The sequence below is a fragment of the Pantoea sp. B270 genome, assembly GCF_018726825.1.
Classification (GTDB): Bacteria; Pseudomonadota; Gammaproteobacteria; order Enterobacterales; family Enterobacteriaceae; genus Pantoea; species Pantoea dispersa.
Window position 1 is genome coordinate 2,411,120 of record NZ_JAHCSX010000001.1, and the last position, 18,233, is coordinate 2,429,352.

Below are 18,233 nucleotides of genomic sequence, written 5' to 3' on the forward strand. Positions count from 1 at the left end.
CTCCGTTACGACTGGTAATAATACACCGCTTCAAAAGGCCGCAGGTACGTCAATGCCCCAGGCGGCGATGCCTCATTGTAATTACTCATCAGCACCTGCCAGTTGCCTTCAACTTCCGGCAGCAGCAAGGGCTGCGCGCTGTGACTCAGGTTCGCCACCACCAGCAGGCTTTCACGCGGCGAATTGCGACGATAACACCAGATGTGTGACGCTTGCGGTGCCAGATCCTGATAATCGCCCTCGGTGAAGATAGCGTAACGCTTACGCAGCCGAATCAGCGTTTGGTAGCCATAGAACACCGAGTTGCTGTCGAGCAGCGCGTTGGCCGCGTTGATCAGCGTATAGTTATCCGCCACGCCTATCCACGGCTCACTCCGCGTGAAGCCGGCATTGGCGCTGCTGTCCCACAGCATCGGCGAGCGGCTGTTATCGCGCGATTTGCTGGCCAGTATCGCCAGGATTGCCGCCTCCGGCTTGCCCTGCGCCAGCCACGCAGCGTGGATGTTGTGGCTCTCGATGTCCTGATACTGCTCAATGCGGGTAAAATGAGGGTTGGTCATTCCCAGCTCTTCGCCCTGATAGATATAGGGCGTGCCCTGCATGCCGTGCAGCAGCATCGCAAAGCATTTTGCCGAGGCGATACGCAGCGCACCTTCATCACCAAAGCGCGTGACGATACGCGGCTGATCGTGATTACACCAGAACAGCGCATTCCACGCCACGTCGTGCATCCCGTGCTGCCACTCCGCAAAAATTGCTTTGAGCTGAACGAAGTCCGGTGCCGCCAGCGTCCATTTGTCGCCCTGGGGATAATCCACCTTGAGATGGTGGAAGTTAAAGGTCATCGACAGCTCGTTTTGCGCCAGCGAAGCATAGCGCTGACAATTGGCCAGCGTGGTCGAGGACATTTCCCCCACCGTCATCAGCCCGCGCGGCGTGAACACATCGCGGTTGAACTCCTGCAGGTAGTCATGGATGCGCGGGCCATCGGTGTAAAAGCGCCGCCCGTCATGGCCGGGCAGATCGTCGCTAAAATCCTGATGCTTCGACACCAGGTTGATCACATCAAGCCGCAATCCATCGACGCCTCGATCCGCCCAGAAGTGGCACACCTGCTTTAACGCCTCGCGCACCGCCGGGTTTTCCCAGTTGAGATCGGCCTGCTCCGGCGCGTACAGGTGCAGATAGTATTGCTGACGCCGTTCGTTCCACGCCCAGGCGCTGCCGCCAAACTTAGACTGCCAGTTGTTGGGTGGCGTACCGGGCACCCCGTCGCGCCAGATATAAAAATCGACGTACGGCTGTTCACCGGCTTCGGCACGCTTAAACCAGGCATGCTCGGTCGAGGTGTGGTTGAACACCATATCCAGCACCATGCGCATACCGCGCCGGTGCGTCTCCGCCAGCAGGTGGTCAAAGTCGGCCATGGTGCCGTAGGCGGGATCGATGGCGGTGTAATCCGCCACGTCGTAACCGTTATCGATCTGCGGCGACACATAGATCGGCGTCAGCCACAGCGCATCGACGCCCAGCTGCTGCAGATAATCCAGCCGCTGAATCACGCCGTTGAGATCGCCGGTGCCGCGCGCCCCGCTGTCCTGAAAACTTTTGGGATAGATTTGGTAGATCACCGCCTGGCGCCACCAGGGATATTCAGCGTGCCTGTTCATGTTGCACCTCGGCCTGGCTGATGATGGCGGTTGCCGCTTTTCGTTTGGTGATGATGATGGTCAGCAGCAGCGGAACCAGAATCGCCACCAGAATCGCCAGCGAGTAAACGGTCCAGTACTGTGGCTGAATCGAGAGGATGCCCGGCAAGCCGCCTACGCCGATGCCGTTGGCCATCACGCCGTTGAGACCGCACAGCAATGCCGCCAGCGCAGAGCCAATCATGGCGCACAGCATGGGGTAGCGGTACTTGAGGTTGACGCCGTACATCGCCGGCTCCGTTACGCCGAGCCACGCTGAAATGGCGGCCGGCACGGTGAGGTCGCGTTCAGCACGATCTTTGTTAGCGATAATGATGCCGACCACCGCTGCACCCTGTGCAATATTGGACAGCGCAATCAGCGGCCACACCGGCGTGCCGCCCATGCTCTGAATCATCTGCAGATCAACCGCCAGCGTGGTCTGATGCACGCCGGTGATCACCATCGGCGCATACAGGAAGCCAAACAGCGCGGCACCAATCGGCGCGAAGCTGCCGGTCATCAGGTGACGCACCGCAAAGGCGATGCCGTCGCCGATCAGACGACCAAACGGGCCAATCAGGCTGTGGGCGAGGAAAACCGACAGCAGCAGCGCACACACCGGCACCACCACCAGCGTCAGATAGGCGGGCACGATACGTTTTAGCGCCAGTTCGATTTTTGCCAGCGCCAGCCCGGCCAGCAGCGCCGGAATCACCTGCGCCTGGTAGCCGACCCGATCAATGCTGAACCAGCCGAAGTTCCACACTTCCGGCACCTGGCTGCCAATCAGATACGCATTCATCAGCTGCGGTGAAACCAGCGTAATGCCCAGCACAATTCCCAGGATTGGCGTACCGCCCAGCTTGCGCACCACCGACCAGCAAATCCCCACCGGCAAATAGAAGAAGATCGCTTCACCGATCAGCCAGAGGAAATCGTACAGCCCTTTCACACCGGGATAGAGCTGCACCAGGGTTTTATCATCCGCCACGGCAATATCGCCGAGCACGTTACGGAAACCGAGAATTAAACCGCCGCTAATTAACGCCGGTAATAACGGGAAAAATATCTCAGCAAAATGGGATAATAATGCCTCGTGCCATTTCATCTGGCTGCGCGCTGCAGATTTAATCTGCTCCTTAGAGGTCTCACTAATATTTAGTGCTTCAACTAACGCTTTATAATAAGTGTCAACTTCGGTTCCAATAATTACCTGAAACTGTCCGGCAGAATTAAAGCATCCTTTAACGCCGGGCGTGGCGCGGATGGCCTCTGGATCGGCCTTGTCGACATCCTGCAGCACAAAGCGCAGGCGGGTAATACAGTGCGAAAGTGACAGAATATTTTCCCGACCGCCCACGCGGTCAATGAGATCGTTAATGATCTCGCGACTGATGGTTTTCATTATCATCCCTTATTTCCATGCCGGAATCGGCAGTGGACGATAATACGCCGCTGCTTTTAATTTTAACTATAGCAAAGCGAGGGAATTAGTTGGCGATCACAAAAATATTTACGCAATACATCGCAGGAAAATTAACTTAACAATAATTATTTAACCTGATAACTAAATCTGCGCCATTTAAATATAAATTCGGGACATTTCGTATTGTTGAATAATTATTTAAGCGGTAGCGCGGTGGCAGTGCAACGTTCGCCACCGCGCAGCAAAACGTCAGACGATGCGGTGGCGCAGACGACCAATCTTCTCAATTTCCACTTCGATCTCATCGCCAGGGAACATAAACAGCGGTGGCGTACGCTTTTTCCCCACGCCGCCCGGTGAGCCAGTGATGATGACATCGCCCGGTGACAGCGGACTAAACGCCGAGATGTATTCAATGATCTTCGCCACCGGATGCACCATGCTGGCCGTGGTATCGTTCTGCACTTCGCGCTGATTCAGCCAGGTTTTGATCGCCAGCTGCTGCGGGTCCGGGATGTCGTCGGCGGTGGTCATCCACGGGCCAAAGCCGCCGGTTTGCTGCCAGTTTTTGCCTGCGGTAAACCAGGTGAACTGCATGTCGCGCACCGTGGCATCCATAAAGCAGCTGTAGCCCGCTATATGCTGTAGCGCATCGGCGGCTTTTACCTGATAAGCAGCCTTGCCGATGATCACCGCCAGCTCGCCTTCGTAATCAAATTCAGCCGTGGTCGCCGGTTTCAGCAGGGGCTGCTCGTGTGCTGCCAGCGAATCGGCAAAGCGTACGAACAGCGTCGGCGCGTCGAGCGTGGCGGCAAACTCCTGGCGCTTGTCGGCATAGTTCATACCAACGCAGAAGACTTTGCCTGGGTTTTCCACCACCGGCAGGAAGCGAATCGCGCTGAAGGCATAGTCCACCGGCTCGCTCAGGTACACCTGCAGGTCACTCAGGCCACCGCGCTGTAGCAGAGTTTTCAAATCCGGACAGCTGTCGCCCAGCCGCGCACCGAGATCGATCACGCCGTCGGGTTGCACGATGCCATAACTTTTTCTTGCCTGGTCAATAAGAGAAAAACTGCACAGCTGCATGATGGCCTCAATGTTATAGAGAATTTGCGCGCAGGTTATCAAAAGCCAGACGGAAAAGCGGTATGACCTGAGGGTAAAGTAATTAATGTTTGTGAGTTTTGGTGACAGAGGTGCGCAGAGGGGGTCGGCGCCGGGTGATAACCACAGGTCGATCCCTGACCGCGATTATCGAGGGTTTCTGGCGGAGCGCTTAGTTTAAGGCGCCCGGCGGTACGTGTTTGAAGGTCTCAACATAAGAGCGAAACACGGAGCGGAAAAAACGTTTCATGGTGCACCTGATACAAAAATTGTTGAAGAATTACGCGAAAATTATAACGCCCGCGCATTTTTCACGCAATTATTTTTGAACCAGATCACAAAAACGCGCCCACCCCATCGTGCCAGACGTTAACGGAACAGCCCTAAGTGCTCAATCAGGATGGTGCAGCCAATGCTGATCAGTACCACGCCGCCCAGCACTTCCGCCCATTTGCCCATTACCGGACCGATAAAGCGACCGACCAGCACACCGGTGGTCGCCATGATAGTGGTGGCCGCACCGATGGTGAGCGCGGTGAGCACAATGTTAACCTGCAGGAACGCGAGGCCAACCCCCACCGCCAGCGCATCGAGGCTGGTCGCTACCGCCGTCAGCGCCAGTACCATAAAGCCGTGGCGCTGCGGCGCTTCGCACGGCTCATCGGCCGTCTGACGGAAACCTTCCATGATCATCCGCCCGCCAAGAATGCCCAGCAGACCAAATGCCACCCAGTGATCCCACGCCATAATGTAGTGGCTGGCAGCCAACCCGATGGCCCACCCCACCAGCGGCGTCAGCATTTCAATGACGCCAAAAATCAGCCCTGTGCGTAATGCTTCTTTGAAACCCGGACGATACAGCGACGCGCCTTTGCCCAGTGCTGCAGCGAAAGCGTCCATCGACATACCAAAGGCCAGAATCAGGGTTGCGATAAATGTCATGGTTTTCAGTCAATGCGGTGAAATAAGACGATTAAGCCTGCACTTTGTCCGCATATCGGGTTCAGTAATGAAAAAGTGCGCGCAGTCTAGCACGCCAACCCGCCAAAAAAAAGACAACAAAATCATGGGTTTAAGTATAGCAAAGGCTATAACTCTTAACTGCCGCTATTTCTGCAGCTAAGTGGATGGAATAGAAGAAATTTCTTAGCGTACGCTGCTGCGGGGATTGCACCGCGCCGCAGTTTTATGCGCTAATGCCCGCGCTAACTGATTTGGAATGATGCGATGAAAAACCCATTTGAAACGCTGATCATCCCGGGCGGCATTCTGCTGCTGGGCTTTCTTTCGGCGCTACTGCTGCCCGCCCCTTCGTTTGGCGTGGCGCTGGCAAAACAGCTGCAGCAGGCTCTGCATCTGCAGGATGTGAATCAGCTGTACACCATGGTGTTCTGCGTCTGGTTTTTGCTGCTGGGTACCGTTGAGTTTTTCATTATCCGCTTCGTCTGGCGCCGCTGGTTCCAGCTGCGCTGAGCGGTGCGCGTGATGCATTTTTCTTCTGACGGGCGCCTGACACGGTGCCCAAATTAAAAGTCACACAAATGTAACATTATTTTTACACGATCTGGCGAAACATCAGGCAACATAAAATCCGCATAAAAAATCAATTTCGCTAAAACCTATCGTTTTCAATGCGTTAATTTGTGATCCAGCTCACCGTGTGAAATCAACCCTCTCCATTTCCCTCACACTGCCGCAACAACTACGTTACTATAACTGCCTGATTAGGGGATAAAAATCCCTTATGACAGCGCCGTCGGGCTGATTAATTCTTATGCTGAATCATTTCTGCATTTAAAAAATAAACAAACGTTTAATTCCGATACGAGAATGTTATATTCGAATGCATATGCATAACGTGCAGTTAACCGTTATCACACCTATGGCTTAAACCTGAGTCTTAACCTTTGAGAAATAGCGCAACGCGCTTGCAAAAAGCGTGGCTGTTTCGCCTGCGAACCTGTTGAGCTTCAGGGCAACAGAGAGGAGATGTCGCCTCATGAGCAACACTGCGGTAAATCTGGCGCTAGCCGCCGCTGGCATGGAAAGCACACACCTTCAGGAACGAAAAGACGTAGATGTCCTGCTGATCGGCGCAGGCGTGATGAGTGCTACCTTAGGCACCTGGCTGCAGGATCTCGAGCCAGACTGGTCGATTGAGATGGTCGAGCGGCTGGATGATGTCGCGGTCGAATCCTCTAACGGCTGGAACAATGCCGGCACCGGCCACGCGGCGCTGGCCGAGCTGAACTATACGCCCGAAAGAGCGGATGGCAGCATCGACATTGCCAAAGCGGTGGCGATTAACGAATCCTTCCAGATTTCCCGCCAGTTCTGGGCGTATCACGTACAGAAAGGCAACCTGAGTAATCCACAAAGCTTTATTCACAGCACGCCGCACATGAGTTTTGTCTGGGGCGAGGCCAACGTGGCTTTCCTGCGCAAGCGCTTCCAGGCGCTGCAGAAAAGCACCCTGTTCCGCGGCATGAACTATTCCGAAGATCGTGACCAGATCGCTGAGTGGATTCCGCTGGTGATGAATGGACGCGACCGCAAGCAGAAAGTGGCGGCCACCTGGACCGACATGGGCACCGACGTTAACTTCGGTGAAGTGACGCGCCAGCTGATTGCTGCGCTGGAGAAGAAAGAGAATTTCCGCCTGCGTCTGCGTCAGGAAGTGCGCGATATCAAGCGCCTGAGCGATGGGCGCTGGCAGGTAAGCCTGCACAACCTCGCCAGCGGTGAGTCGCGGGTGCTGACCGCGCGCCAGCTGTTTATCGGTGCCGGCGGTGCGGCGCTGCCGCTGCTGCAAAAAACCGGCATCCCGGAAGTAAAAGGCTACGCCGGTTTCCCGGTGGGCGGCTCGTTCCTCGTCACGGAAAACCCGGACGTGGTGGCGCAGCACATGGCGAAGGTGTACGGCAAAGCCAGCGTGGGCGCACCGCCGATGTCGGTACCGCACGTTGATACCCGCGTGCTGGATGGCAAGCAGGTGCTGCTGTTTGGCCCGTTTGCGACCTTCTCCACTAAATTCCTCAAGCAGGGCTCGCTACTGGATATGTTCGGCGCGATGAACAGCAATAACCTGCTGCCGATGATGCAGGTTGGGCTGAAAAGCTTCGATCTGGTGAAATATCTGGTCGATCAGGTGCTGCAGAGCGATGACGATCGTATGGAAGCGCTGCGCGCTTATGTGCCGCAGGCTAAACAGGAAGACTGGAAGCTGGTTACGGCCGGTCAGCGCGTGCAAATCATCAAAAATGATGAGAAAGAGGGCGGCGTGCTGCGTCTCGGTACCGAAGTGGTCACCTCGGCCGACGGCTCGATCTCTGCGCTGCTGGGCGCGTCACCGGGCGCCTCCACCGCAGCACCAATTATGCTGGAGCTGATGGCGAAAGTATTCCCGGAGCAAATGCGCTCGCCAGAGTGGCAAACCAAAATCCGCGCGGTAATCCCGTCGTGGGGCCGCAAGCTGAACGGCGACGTGGCGCTGACCGAGAAGGTGCTGGCCGAAACCAGTCGCGTGCTGCAGCTGGATTACGCACCGGTCATCACGCCGGAAGCCGCCAACGACGAAGGCCGTGAAACCGCCCATGTGGTGGGCAAGTAAGCGGCGACGCCTGTTCCTTCACCGGTAAATACAGACCTGACTGAGGCCGCAATCGCGGCCTCTTTTTTTGATTACGGTGTCGCCCTTTGGATGACGCAATCCCTGACGGTTCAGCCTGAGATTTATTCACCAGGAAGCGCACGTTTGTTAGCGGCACAATACATTGCACATTGCGCGATAAATCGCGCCGCTACATCAGGGTACGTCGTACGGCTTCGTTAACTGACCAGCCCCCCATATTGTGCCCCTGCTTACCGCGCCATCCAACGCCGTGGCATCAGCTCAATAGCAGCGCGTCATACAGCATCCAGCCGGTGGTTGCCACCAGCGACAGCGCCATCAGCGTGTTGAACGCCTGACGTTTCCACGCAATCTGCAGGTGATGGCGCAGCCGGTCGCCCAGCGCTGCCCAGATTAAAATGCACGGCAGGTTGAGGGCGGCGAAGCCGAGCAGCACCGCCAGCACACCGTTACTATTGGCGTACATCAGCGCCACGTTGGTGACCATCAGCCAGGCTTTGGGATTCACCGCCTGGAAACACACGCCGCCCAGCAGGGTCATCGGACGCGGACGTTCGCGCAGCTGCGGCGCACCGGCGCGGAAGATTTTCCACGACAGCCACAGCAGATAGCTGCATCCCACCACCGTCAGCGGCAACCGCACCGACGCCATCCAGTGCAACAGCAGCTCCAGCGCCACGCTCGCCAGCAGCATCTGTAACGCACAGCCGAGCAGGATGCCAAACAGCATCGGCAGCGTGCGCCGGAAGCCAAAATTGACGCCGGACGTGGCCAGTAACAGATTGTTCGGACCCGGTGTAATCGACATCACTGTAACGTAGCTAAAGAAGGATGGATCGAGCATGGTGCGTTTCCCTGAGAATCAACGAAACACCATGCTAATGCGCAAATTACAATGGCAACAGAGACACAAAATCACTATTGTGATGGATACAGTTAAGGCAATTTTAAATTGTACCTATCGCGCGCGGAGGCTTTTGTGTCCCTTCCTCTCTCATCCGGCCAGACGCTGTACCAGCAGCTGGCGGACAGTTTTGCCGAATCTATCCATCAGGGCACGCTGAAGCCGGGTAAGCGCCTGCCGGCCATCCGGCGCGTGGCACAGTCGCACCAGGTCAGCATCAATACCGTGCTAAGTGCCTGGCATATCCTTGAAGATCGCGGCCTGATAGAAGCCCGTCCGCAGTCGGGCTACTACGTGCGTGGCGTGCTGCCCGCGGTGACGCGACCGCTCAGGCCAATGAGCGCCAGCGTTAATGACCCCAGCACGCAAAAACTGGAACTGATCGAGCAGGTGTTCGCCGCGCAGAATCACCCCGACTACACCAATATTTCGCTGGCCTGCCCGCAGGATAGTGAGCTGTTTCCGGCGGCGAAACTGGGACGCATTACCGCCTCCCTTATTCGCCGCGATAACGACATCATTGGTCGCTACGCGCTTCCGCCGGGTAGTGAGCGCTTACGGGAGGAGATTGCGCGCCGTAGCCTGCACACCGGCCTGAATCTGACTGTCGCGGACATCACCCTGACCCACGGCTGCATGGAAGCGCTGCAGCTGGCGCTGCGTGCGGTGACGAAGCCGGGCGACTGCGTCGGGCTTGAATCGCCGACCTACTTCTTTTTGTTCCCGCTGCTGGCCTCACTCGGGCTGAAGGCGCTGGAAATCCCCACCGATCCGCAAAACGGCCTGTCGCTGGATGCGCTGGAGATGCTGCTACAGGAGCAGCGCATTCAGGCGCTGATCGCCATGCCGGGCGCGCAGAATCCGCTGGGCTACGTGATGCCGCTGGAAAATAAAAAGCGTCTCGCGAAGTTAGTGAACACTTACCACGTTCCGCTGCTGGAAGATGGGCTGTATGACGAATTGCAGTTTGACTGGCCGCTGTCGCCGCCGGTCAAAGCCTTTGACCGCGACGGCTGGGTGATTTACTGCACCAGCTTCACCAAAACCGTCGCGCCCGATTTTCGCGTGGGCTGGACGGCTGCCGGCCGCTTCCACCCGGCGATTGCGCGGCTGAAAGCGGTATCGTCGATGACCGAATCAAAACTGCTGAGCGAAACGCTGGCCGAATTTCTCGCCAGCGGCGGTTATGATCACCATCTGCGTTCGCTGCGGCGTCGCTATGCCGCCAATCTGGATGCGGCGCGCGGCATCATTGCCCGTCATTTCCCGCAGGGCACGCGCGCTACCCTGCCGCGCGGCGGCTTTGTGTTTTGGGTCGAGCTGCCGGGCAAGGTTGACACGGTGGAGATGTTCCATCGCCTGTTGCAGGAGCAGATTTGCGTCACGCCGGGCGCGCTCTATTCACTGAGCGATCGCTATCGCCATGCGCTGCGTCTCTCCTGCTGCTATCCGTTTGATGAGCGTTACACCTGGGCACTGAAACGCACCGGCGCGCTGGCCTGTGAAATCACCGGTATCGCGCCGGGTCAGGATCAGGGCTTACCGTTGCGGCCCCAGGTGGTGTAACCCTCGCGTTCGGTCAGCCGCTCGTAATAGGTTTGCACGGCGGGAAAGTCCGGATGGTCGAGCGGGGTTTCAAACCAGCGGTTCACCGCCAGGCCAACCGGAATATCGGCCAGGGTAAAGTTACGGCCCGCGACGTAGCGCCCGGTTTTTTCCAGCTGCTGATTAAGAATACCCATGGTGTGGCTCCAGCCTTTGACGGCGGCAGCCAGCAGGCGCGGATCCTGATGGGCTGGCGAATTGCGCACCAGCGACATAAAAGCATAGCGCCATGAGGTGTTGAGCTCGGTGGCCTGCCAGTCCATCCACTGATCGACCGGCGCACGCGCGCGCGGATTATCCGGGTAGAGCCATTCACCGCCGTTGCTGTTGGCGAGGTAGCGCAGAATCGCGTTGGACTCCCACATCACGAAGTCATCTTCGATGATCACCGGCACCATGGCGTTGGGATTGAGCGCCATAAACTGCGGTGAGTGCAACGACTGCGGGTCTTCGCCCCACGGCTCGTGCTCCCAGGCAATATCCAGCTCTGAACAGAGCCACAGCACTTTACGAACGTTGATTGACGAGTTACGGCCCAGAATTTTTAACATAGCGGACTCCGCTGGCAGAATTGTTAATCTATTCATAGTCCTGTTAGACGCCTTAAGCAATCTGCAGGATGTAAATCCGGATTTCAGACAACCTCAATGAGGAAAGGAGCAAACATGCAGGTGGCGTTTAAACAAGTGGATGTGTTCTCCACAGGCGCGTTCAGCGGCAATCCGCTGGCGGTGATCATGGATGCCCAGGGTCTGAGCGACGCACAGCTGGCGGCCATCGCACGCTGGACCAATCTGTCGGAAACCACCTTCGTGCTGCCACCACAGGATGCCACAGCCGACTATCGTGTGCGCATCTTTACGCCCGGCGGCGAGCTGCCGTTTGCCGGACACCCCACGCTTGGCACCGCGCATGCCTTGCTGGAAGCCGGCTGGCCCCTGAAAACAGCGGGTAAGATTGTGCAGGAGTGCGGCGTGGGCCTGGTTGAGGTGCAGATTGGCGCTGACGGTACGCTGGCCTTTGCCGCGCCGGACGCCAGCCTGACGCCGTTCAGCGATGCGCTGATGAGCAGCGCACTGCACAGTGACGCGTTCGATCTCAGCCAGACGCCAGCCGTGGCGGATATGGGGATTCGCTGGCTGTTGATTCCGATGAGCAGCGCGCAGGCGGTGCTGGAGGTGGTCACCCAGGCGGACGATTTACTGCGGCTGCAGCAGCATGCGGGTGTGAACGGCATCGCCCTGTTTGGCCCGCTGCCGCAGGATGCAGAGGCGCAGTACGAGGTGCGCGCGCTGCTGGTCGAGAACGGTAGCCTGGTCGAAGATCCGGTCACCGGCAGCGCCAACGCCTGTCTGGCACGCTATCTGGCGGCGCAGGGCCAGCGGCAGGATTACTGCGCGCGTCAGGGCAGCGCCATCCAGCGTGCCGGTCGCATTGTGGTGCGTTTTGCCGGTGAGACAATCTGGATCGGCGGGCAAACCCTCACCCTGATTGATGGCACGATTGAGGTGTAAAACGGGCGCTGCTCCGTTCGTTTACACGATCCGGTCGCAGCGCGATGTTTTTACAGTGCCTGACCGCCGGAGGCCTCGATACGCTGGGCGGTAATCCAGCCGGTTTCGTCGCTCAGGATCGCGCTGATGGCATCACCGATGTCATCCGGCAGACCAACGCGGCCCAGCGCGGTCACTGAAGCGATATGCGCGTTCAGATCTTTGGTGTCGCGCACGCGACCGCCGCCAAAGTCGGTTTCAATCGCCCCTGGCGCCAGAATGTTGACGCGAATGCGGCGCTCGCCCAGCTCTTTCGCCTGATAGCGCGTCAGCACTTCCATCGCCCCTTTCATGGCGGCGTAAGTACCTGAACCCGGCAGCGTCATGCGCGTCAGACCGCTGGAAATGTTCAGGATGCGTCCACCATCGGCGATCAGCGGCAGCAGTTTCTGCGTCAGGAAATACGGCCCTTTAAAATGCACATTCACCAGCGCATCAAACTCCTCTTCACTGGTTTCGGCCAGCAGCTTGTAATGACCGTGGCCAGCGTTGTTCACTAAATAATCAAAGCTATCGCGCTGCCAGGTCTCGTTCAGCGTTGCTTTAACCCGCGCCGCAAAGTCATCGAACTGCTTACTGTCGCCCACATCCAGCTGCAGCGCTACCGCACGCGCGCCCAGCGCCTCAATCTCCTTCACGACCGCCTGCGCTTCTTCAGCATGACCGCGCCAGGTAAACAGAATATCGACGCCCTTAGCGGCCAGTTTCAGCGCGCCATTCTTGCCCAGACCGCGGTTACCGCCGGTAATCAATGCAATTTTATGAGACATGTTTCGCTCCGGTTGGAAAATTGAACACGGATTAAGGATATTCGCGAATAATTGATCTATAAACGCAGGGGAATACACAGCACTGTTTCACTAACAACAACAATCGGTGAACAACATGGATAAAATTCACGCTATGCAGGTGTTTGTGCGGGTGGCAGAAATGGGCAGTTTTACCCGCGCGGCTGAGAGTCTGGGTTTACCCAAGGGCAGCGTGTCCCGCCAGTTGCAGGCGCTGGAAAATCAGATGGGTACACGCCTGCTGCATCGCACCACGCGCCGTGTGCATCTCACCCAGGATGGGCTGGTGTATTACGATCGCTGCCTGGATTTGCTGTCGATGCTGGATGATATGGACAGCCTGTTCCAGCACGATCCTGCCACGCTGAGCGGTAAGCTGCGCGTCGATATGTCGGTGGCGATGGCAACCGGTTTTATCCTGCCGCGCCTGCCGGAGTTTTTGCAGCACTATCCGGGCGTGGAGATTGAGCTGAGCAGCAGCGATCGCCAGGTTGATGTGATTCGCGAGGGCTTTGACTGCGTGTTGCGCGTTGGCGAACTGAAAGATTCCGGCCTGATTGCGCGAAAAATTGGCTCGCACGCCTTGATCAACTGCGCCAGCCCTGGCTACCTTTCCCGCTTCGGCATGCCGGTGCGGCTGGACGATCTCGGCCAGCACGCCATGGTGCACTATACCCAACAGCTGGGGCAGCCCTCGCCGGGCTTTGAGTACTTTGATGGCAAACAGTGCCACTACGTGCAGACCGGCGGCGTGGTGACGGTAAACAGCACTGAGACCTATCGCGCCGCCTGTATTGCCGGGCTGGGCATTATTCAGGTACCGGCGATTGGCGTGCAGCCGCTGCTGGAATCCGGCCAGCTGGTCGAAGTACTGCACCACTTCCCGGCCAAACCGATGCCGATTTCCCTGCTCTATCCTCACCGTCGCAACGTGGCGCGCCGCGTGCGGGTGTTTATGGAGTGGCTGAGTCAGGTGCTGCAGGAATACGTGACCTGAACGGGCAGGCTATAATTTTATTTTCGCTGTGAACAGGATGCAGAAGGTCTATGACGGACAAAACCACAAAAGCCTCAGCGGCTGAAGCTAAGCCGCTGATTGATATCAAAACCGGGAACAAAACGGTGGATGGCTCGATCAGGCGCGTCTCACGCTTTGCCGCCTGGTTTCAGGCGATCCCGGCAGTGGCGCACTTTCTGCGCGCGCTGGAGCGCTTTAACGATCGCCTCGGCAGCCAGTTTGGTGCGGCGATCACCTATTTTTCATTTCTTTCGCTGATACCGATTTTGATGGTCTCCTTTGCGGCGGTCGGCTTTGTGCTGGCGTCCAATCAGGACCTGCTTTCTGAGTTGATCAACAAAATCGTTAACAGCATCAGCGACCCGACGCTGGCCACCACGCTGAAAAATACCGTGAATACCGCAATTCAGCAGCGCGCGACCGTCGGCCTGACCGGTTTGCTGCTGGCGCTCTACTCCGGCATCAACTGGATGGGTAACCTGCGCGAAGCGGTACGCGCCCAGTCGCGTGACGTATGGGAACGCACGCCCGATGACCAGGAGAAGTGGTGGAAGAAGTATCTGCGCGACCTGGTTTCGCTGCTGGGTCTGATGCTGGCGCTGGTGATAACGCTGTCCCTGACCTCAATTGCCGGCGCAGCGCAGGCGGCGATCGTGAATGCGCTGGGGCTGGGCGATATCGAGTGGCTGCGGCCGGCGATGACCATCATCGCGCTGTCGATCTCCATCTTCGCCAACTATCTGCTATTCCTGTGGATTTTCTGGATCCTGCCGCGCCACAAGCCACGCAAAAAAGCGCTGCTGCGCGGTACGCTGCTGGCGGCGATTGGGTTTGAGGTGATCAAGTTTGTTATGACGCTGACGCTGCCGAAGCTGGCGACGTCGCCCTCCGGTGCCGCCTTTGGATCGGTGCTGGGGCTGATGGCCTTCTTCTACTTTTTCGCGCGTCTGACGCTGTTCTGCGCCGCGTGGATCGCCACCGCAAAATACAAGGATGATCCCGAGATGTCGCAGCCGCATCACTCTGCCTAACGCGACAATTCAGTTACATTTGCCGCAACAGCAAAAAATGTTTCCTGCTGGCTACTAAAGCAGCAAAAACCAGCAGGAAACGCTAAAGGGTCACTTTTATTTGGCCCTTTTGCAGAGAATCACGCCAGAAAAGCCGCGCTTCCCCTTCCCATCCGCCGCCGATTGCCGTAACTCAGAAATTATCCTCTTTTTCGCCGCCAAAGCCCGGTGTGACGCGGTTTTTCGTCATTGAATGCAGCAAAACAGGTGCGTAAGATTCTTTGTTTACATTTACAATTAAGAAACAGTTATGCAAGCCTCCATCTCCGAAACACCCGACCAACCACACGACGGCACACCGGTTAACTCACGCAGTAAAGTGGTAGTTGCCTCGCTGGTTGGCACTGCAATCGAATTCTTCGATTTCTATATCTATGCCACCGCCGCGGTAATCGTTTTTCCGCATATCTTCTTCCCGCAGGGTGACGCTACGGTTGCCACACTGCAGTCGCTGGCGACCTTCGCTATTGCCTTTGTTGCGCGCCCTATTGGCTCCGCGCTGTTTGGTCACTTTGGCGACCGCGTGGGCCGTAAAGCGACACTGGTTGCCTCGCTGCTGACCATGGGCGTCTCTACCGTACTGATCGGCCTGCTGCCGGGTTATCAGACCATTGGCGTGGCGGCACCGCTGCTGCTGGCGCTGGCGCGTTTTGGTCAGGGCCTGGGACTGGGCGGCGAATGGGGCGGCGCAGCGCTGCTGGCCACCGAGAACGCCCCGGCGAAGAAACGTGCGCTGTACGGCTCGTTCCCGCAGCTGGGCGCACCGATTGGCTTCTTCTTTGCCAATGGCACGTTCCTGCTGCTCTCGTGGCTGCTGACCGATGAGCAGTTCATGAACTGGGGCTGGCGCGTGCCGTTTGTGCTTTCTGCGGTGCTGGTGATTATCGGTCTGTATGTGCGCGTATCGCTGCATGAGAGCCCGGTGTTTGCCAAAGTGCAGAAAGAGAAGAAGCAGGTGCGGATCCCCATCGGTACGCTGCTGAGCAAGCATATGACGGCGACCATCCTCGGCACGTTTATCATGCTGGCGACCTACACGCTGTTCTACATTATGACGGTGTATTCGATGAGCTACGGCACCGCGCCGGCGCCGGTTGGTCTCGGTTATTCGCGTAACAGCTTCCTGTGGATGCTGATGGTGGCGGTGATCGGTTTTGGCGTGATGGTGCCGATTGCCGGCCTGCTGGCGGACCGTTTTGGCCGTCGCAAAACGATGATCACCATTACGCTGATGATCATCGCCTTTGCGCTGATGTTCCCGCTGCTGCTCGGCTCCGGCTCGCAGATTCTGGTGATGGGCTTCCTGCTGCTCGGCCTGAGTATTATGGGTCTGACATTCGGCCCGATGGGCGCGCTGCTGCCAGAACTGTTCCCGACCGAAGTTCGCTATACCGGTGCGTCGTTCTCTTACAACCTGTCGTCGATTCTTGGTGCCTCGGTAGCGCCTTATATTGCGACCTGGCTGAATGCGAACTACGGCTTGCAGGCGGTGGGCTTCTATCTGGCCTCCATGGCAGTGCTGACGCTGATCGCGCTGATCGCCTGTAAAGAGACACGCCATCAGACGCTGTATGAAGCGGTGTGATTGATTGCGTGTTGACAGAACCCGGCTCCGGCCGGGTTTTTTATTGGCGGTGTGGGGATGGTGCGGTGTGTCCCTCACCCTGGCCCTCACCCCGGCCCTCTCCCGTAAACGGGAGAGGGAGTATCCGCGCGGTGTTGATGGATAAGTGCAGAAACATCAGCCCGCACCAAACGGTTCCCTCTCCCGCCAGCGGGAGAGGGCTAGGGTGAGGGAAATAGTGAGAGAAACTCTTCTGCACTCAAACATAAGACATAAAAAAAACCCCGGCAAGCCGGGGTTTGATTGGGCTGAAAACTGTGTCTCGCGTGCCTTAGCCGGCGACGGCGATGCGTTTCATGTCGGTCATATAGCCACGCAGTTTGCGGCCAACGGCTTCGATTGGATGCTGGCGGATCGCTTCGTTCACGTCGCGCAGCTGCGCGTTATCCACCTGCGTGCCTTCCACCGCTTTGCCCAGATCGCCAGGCTGCAGCGTGGTCATGAACTCTTTCAGCAGCGGAACGGCCGCGAAGGAGAACAGGTAGTTACCGTATTCTGCGGTATCGGAAATTACCACGTTCATTTCATACAGACGCTTACGGGCGATGGTGTTGGCAATCAGCGGCAGCTCGTGCAGGGATTCATAGTAAGCTGACTCTTCGATGATGCCCGCGTCAACCATGGTTTCGAACGCCAGCTCAACGCCCGCTTTCACCATCGCGACCATGACCACGCCTTTGTCGTAGTACTCCTGCTCATCGATTTTGCCTTCGAACTGCGGGGCATTTTCGAACGCGGTTTTGCCGGTCTCTTCACGCCAGGTCAGCAGGTTTTTGTCGTCGTTCGCCCAGTCAGCCATCATACCGGAAGAGAATTCACCCGAGATGATGTCATCCATGTGCTTCTGGAACAGCGGTGCCATGATGGTTTTCAGCTGCTCAGACAGTGCGTAAGCGCGGATTTTTGCCGGATTAGACAGACGATCCATCATCAGCGTGATGCCGCCAAACTTCAGCGATTCGGTGATGGTTTCCCAGCCGAACTGAATCAGTTTCTCGGTGTACGCCGCGTCGTGACCTTCGGCCACCAGCTTGTCGAAGCACAGCAGTGAACCGGCCTGCAGCATACCGCACAGAATGGTCTGCTCGCCCATCAGGTCTGATTTGACTTCTGCCACGAAAGACGATTCCAGCACGCCTGCACGGTCGCCGCCGGTAGCTGCAGCCCAGGCTTTGGCAATCGCCATGCCTTCGCCTTTTGGATCGTTTTCCGGGTGAACAGCGATCAGCGTTGGAACGCCGAAGCCACGTTTGTACTCTTCACGCACTTCGGTACCCGGGCACTTCGGTGCCACCATCACCACGGTGATGTCTTTACGGATGGTCTCGCCCACTTCGACGATGTTGAAACCGTGAGAGTAACCCAGCGCGGCACCGTCTTTCATCAGCGGCTGAACGGCCTGCACAACGGCAGAGTGCTGCTTGTCCGGGGTCAGGTTAACCACCAGATCCGCCTGCGGGATCAGCTCTTCGTAAGTACCCACTTTAAAACCGTTTTCGGTGGCTTTACGGAACGACGCACGCTTCTCAGCGATGGCTTCAGCGCGCAGTGCGTAAGACACATCGAGGCCAGAGTCACGCATGTTCAGACCCTGGTTCAGGCCCTGCGCGCCGCAGCCGACGATGACCACTTTCTTACCTTTCAGGAAGCTAGCGCCATCCGCGAATTCATCGCGCGACATGAAGCGACATTTGCCTAACTGCGCTAACTGATTGCGCAGATTCAATGTGTTGAAGTAGTTAGCCATGGGTACTCCGCTCAGATGTTGTGTTTGCTTTTGTTCAGTAACGGCGCCGGATTTAGCGCCGCGAATGACCCC

At 57.3% G+C, this 18,233-nt stretch carries 16 protein-coding genes; 7 read left to right on the top strand and 9 right to left on the bottom strand.

Features of this window, described 5'->3' with window-relative positions; genetic code table 11:
• Positions 1-5: 5 nt before the first annotated feature.
• The 5 genes from treC to mntP form a co-directional block, all read right to left on the bottom strand.
• The gene (treC, locus tag KOL70_RS11585) at positions 6-1,670 is read right to left on the bottom strand and encodes an alpha,alpha-phosphotrehalase (protein WP_215480687.1); all 1,665 of its coding nucleotides are present in this window, start codon (positions 1,668-1,670) and stop codon (positions 6-8) included.
• The gene (gene treB / locus KOL70_RS11590) at positions 1,654-3,096 is read right to left on the bottom strand and encodes a PTS trehalose transporter subunit IIBC (RefSeq protein WP_058770908.1); all 1,443 of its coding nucleotides are present in this window, start codon (positions 3,094-3,096) and stop codon (positions 1,654-1,656) included. Before treB ends, treC begins: the two co-directional genes overlap by 17 nt.
• 270 nt (positions 3,097-3,366) lie before the next feature.
• Positions 3,367-4,203 carry a fumarylacetoacetate hydrolase family protein gene (locus tag KOL70_RS11595; RefSeq protein WP_058770907.1) on the bottom strand — a complete coding sequence of 279 codons (837 nt, stop codon included), beginning with the start codon at positions 4,201-4,203 and terminating at the stop codon, positions 3,367-3,369.
• A gap of 190 nt (positions 4,204-4,393) precedes the next feature.
• Complete coding sequence (gene azuC, locus KOL70_RS23805) at positions 4,394-4,471, bottom strand: stress response protein AzuC (protein ID WP_125310475.1); 78 nt, start codon at positions 4,469-4,471, stop codon at positions 4,394-4,396.
• Between the two features lie 119 nt (positions 4,472-4,590).
• Positions 4,591-5,163: a manganese efflux pump MntP gene (mntP, locus tag KOL70_RS11605; protein ID WP_021507902.1), complete on the bottom strand. Its 573-nt coding sequence runs from the start codon at positions 5,161-5,163 to the stop codon at positions 4,591-4,593.
• A 285-nt stretch (positions 5,164-5,448) separates the two neighbouring features.
• Here mntP and KOL70_RS11610 point away from each other — a divergent pair, with 285 nt between their 5' ends.
• Together KOL70_RS11610 and mqo are read left to right on the top strand one after the other, a co-directional pair.
• Positions 5,449-5,694, top strand: coding sequence for a DUF1158 domain-containing protein (locus KOL70_RS11610; RefSeq protein WP_010615729.1), 246 nt, complete (start codon positions 5,449-5,451; stop codon positions 5,692-5,694).
• Between the two features lie 526 nt (positions 5,695-6,220).
• A complete protein-coding gene (mqo, locus tag KOL70_RS11615) occupies positions 6,221-7,831 on the top strand; it encodes a malate dehydrogenase (quinone) (protein ID WP_215480688.1) in 1,611 nt (536 codons plus the stop codon).
• Positions 7,832-8,108: 277 nt separating this feature from the next.
• On the opposite strand, the gene KOL70_RS11620 is transcribed toward mqo, so the two are convergent.
• Positions 8,109-8,696, bottom strand: a complete 588-nt coding sequence (locus KOL70_RS11620; protein WP_058759374.1) for a LysE family translocator — start codon at positions 8,694-8,696, stop codon at positions 8,109-8,111.
• Positions 8,697-8,831: 135 nt separating this feature from the next.
• Here KOL70_RS11620 and KOL70_RS11625 point away from each other — a divergent pair, with 135 nt between their 5' ends.
• Positions 8,832-10,322 (top strand): PLP-dependent aminotransferase family protein, encoded by a 1,491-nt coding sequence (locus KOL70_RS11625; protein ID WP_058775178.1) that lies wholly within the window; start codon positions 8,832-8,834, stop codon positions 10,320-10,322.
• Here KOL70_RS11625 and KOL70_RS11630 read toward each other — a convergent pair.
• Positions 10,289-10,912, bottom strand: a complete 624-nt coding sequence (locus KOL70_RS11630) for a glutathione S-transferase family protein (protein ID WP_058780243.1) — start codon at positions 10,910-10,912, stop codon at positions 10,289-10,291. The genes KOL70_RS11625 and KOL70_RS11630 overlap by 34 nt on opposite strands.
• A gap of 114 nt (positions 10,913-11,026) precedes the next feature.
• On the opposite strand from KOL70_RS11630, the gene KOL70_RS11635 reads away from it, so the two are divergent.
• Positions 11,027-11,875 (top strand): PhzF family phenazine biosynthesis protein, encoded by an 849-nt coding sequence (locus tag KOL70_RS11635; protein ID WP_059011335.1) that lies wholly within the window; start codon positions 11,027-11,029, stop codon positions 11,873-11,875.
• Between the two features lie 50 nt (positions 11,876-11,925).
• On the opposite strand, the gene KOL70_RS11640 is transcribed toward KOL70_RS11635, so the two are convergent.
• Complete coding sequence (locus KOL70_RS11640; protein WP_021507908.1) at positions 11,926-12,684, bottom strand: SDR family NAD(P)-dependent oxidoreductase; 759 nt, start codon at positions 12,682-12,684, stop codon at positions 11,926-11,928.
• Positions 12,685-12,799: 115 nt separating this feature from the next.
• On the opposite strand from KOL70_RS11640, the gene KOL70_RS11645 reads away from it, so the two are divergent.
• The 3 genes from KOL70_RS11645 to KOL70_RS11655 all read left to right on the top strand — a co-directional run bounded on the left by KOL70_RS11645 (position 12,800) and on the right by KOL70_RS11655 (position 16,375).
• Positions 12,800-13,699, top strand: coding sequence for a LysR family transcriptional regulator (locus tag KOL70_RS11645; protein WP_031279769.1), 900 nt, complete (start codon positions 12,800-12,802; stop codon positions 13,697-13,699).
• Between the two features lie 50 nt (positions 13,700-13,749).
• Entirely contained in the window at positions 13,750-14,751 is a 1,002-nt protein-coding gene (gene yhjD / locus KOL70_RS11650; RefSeq protein WP_058759376.1) for an inner membrane protein YhjD, read from the top strand.
• A 289-nt stretch (positions 14,752-15,040) separates the two neighbouring features.
• Positions 15,041-16,375 carry an MFS transporter gene (locus KOL70_RS11655; RefSeq protein WP_021507911.1) on the top strand — a complete coding sequence of 445 codons (1,335 nt, stop codon included), beginning with the start codon at positions 15,041-15,043 and terminating at the stop codon, positions 16,373-16,375.
• Positions 16,376-16,685: 310 nt separating this feature from the next.
• On the opposite strand, the gene ilvC is transcribed toward KOL70_RS11655, so the two are convergent.
• A complete protein-coding gene (gene ilvC / locus KOL70_RS11660) occupies positions 16,686-18,161 on the bottom strand; it encodes a ketol-acid reductoisomerase (RefSeq protein WP_021507912.1) in 1,476 nt (491 codons plus the stop codon).
• Between the last annotated feature and the right edge of the window lie 72 nt (positions 18,162-18,233).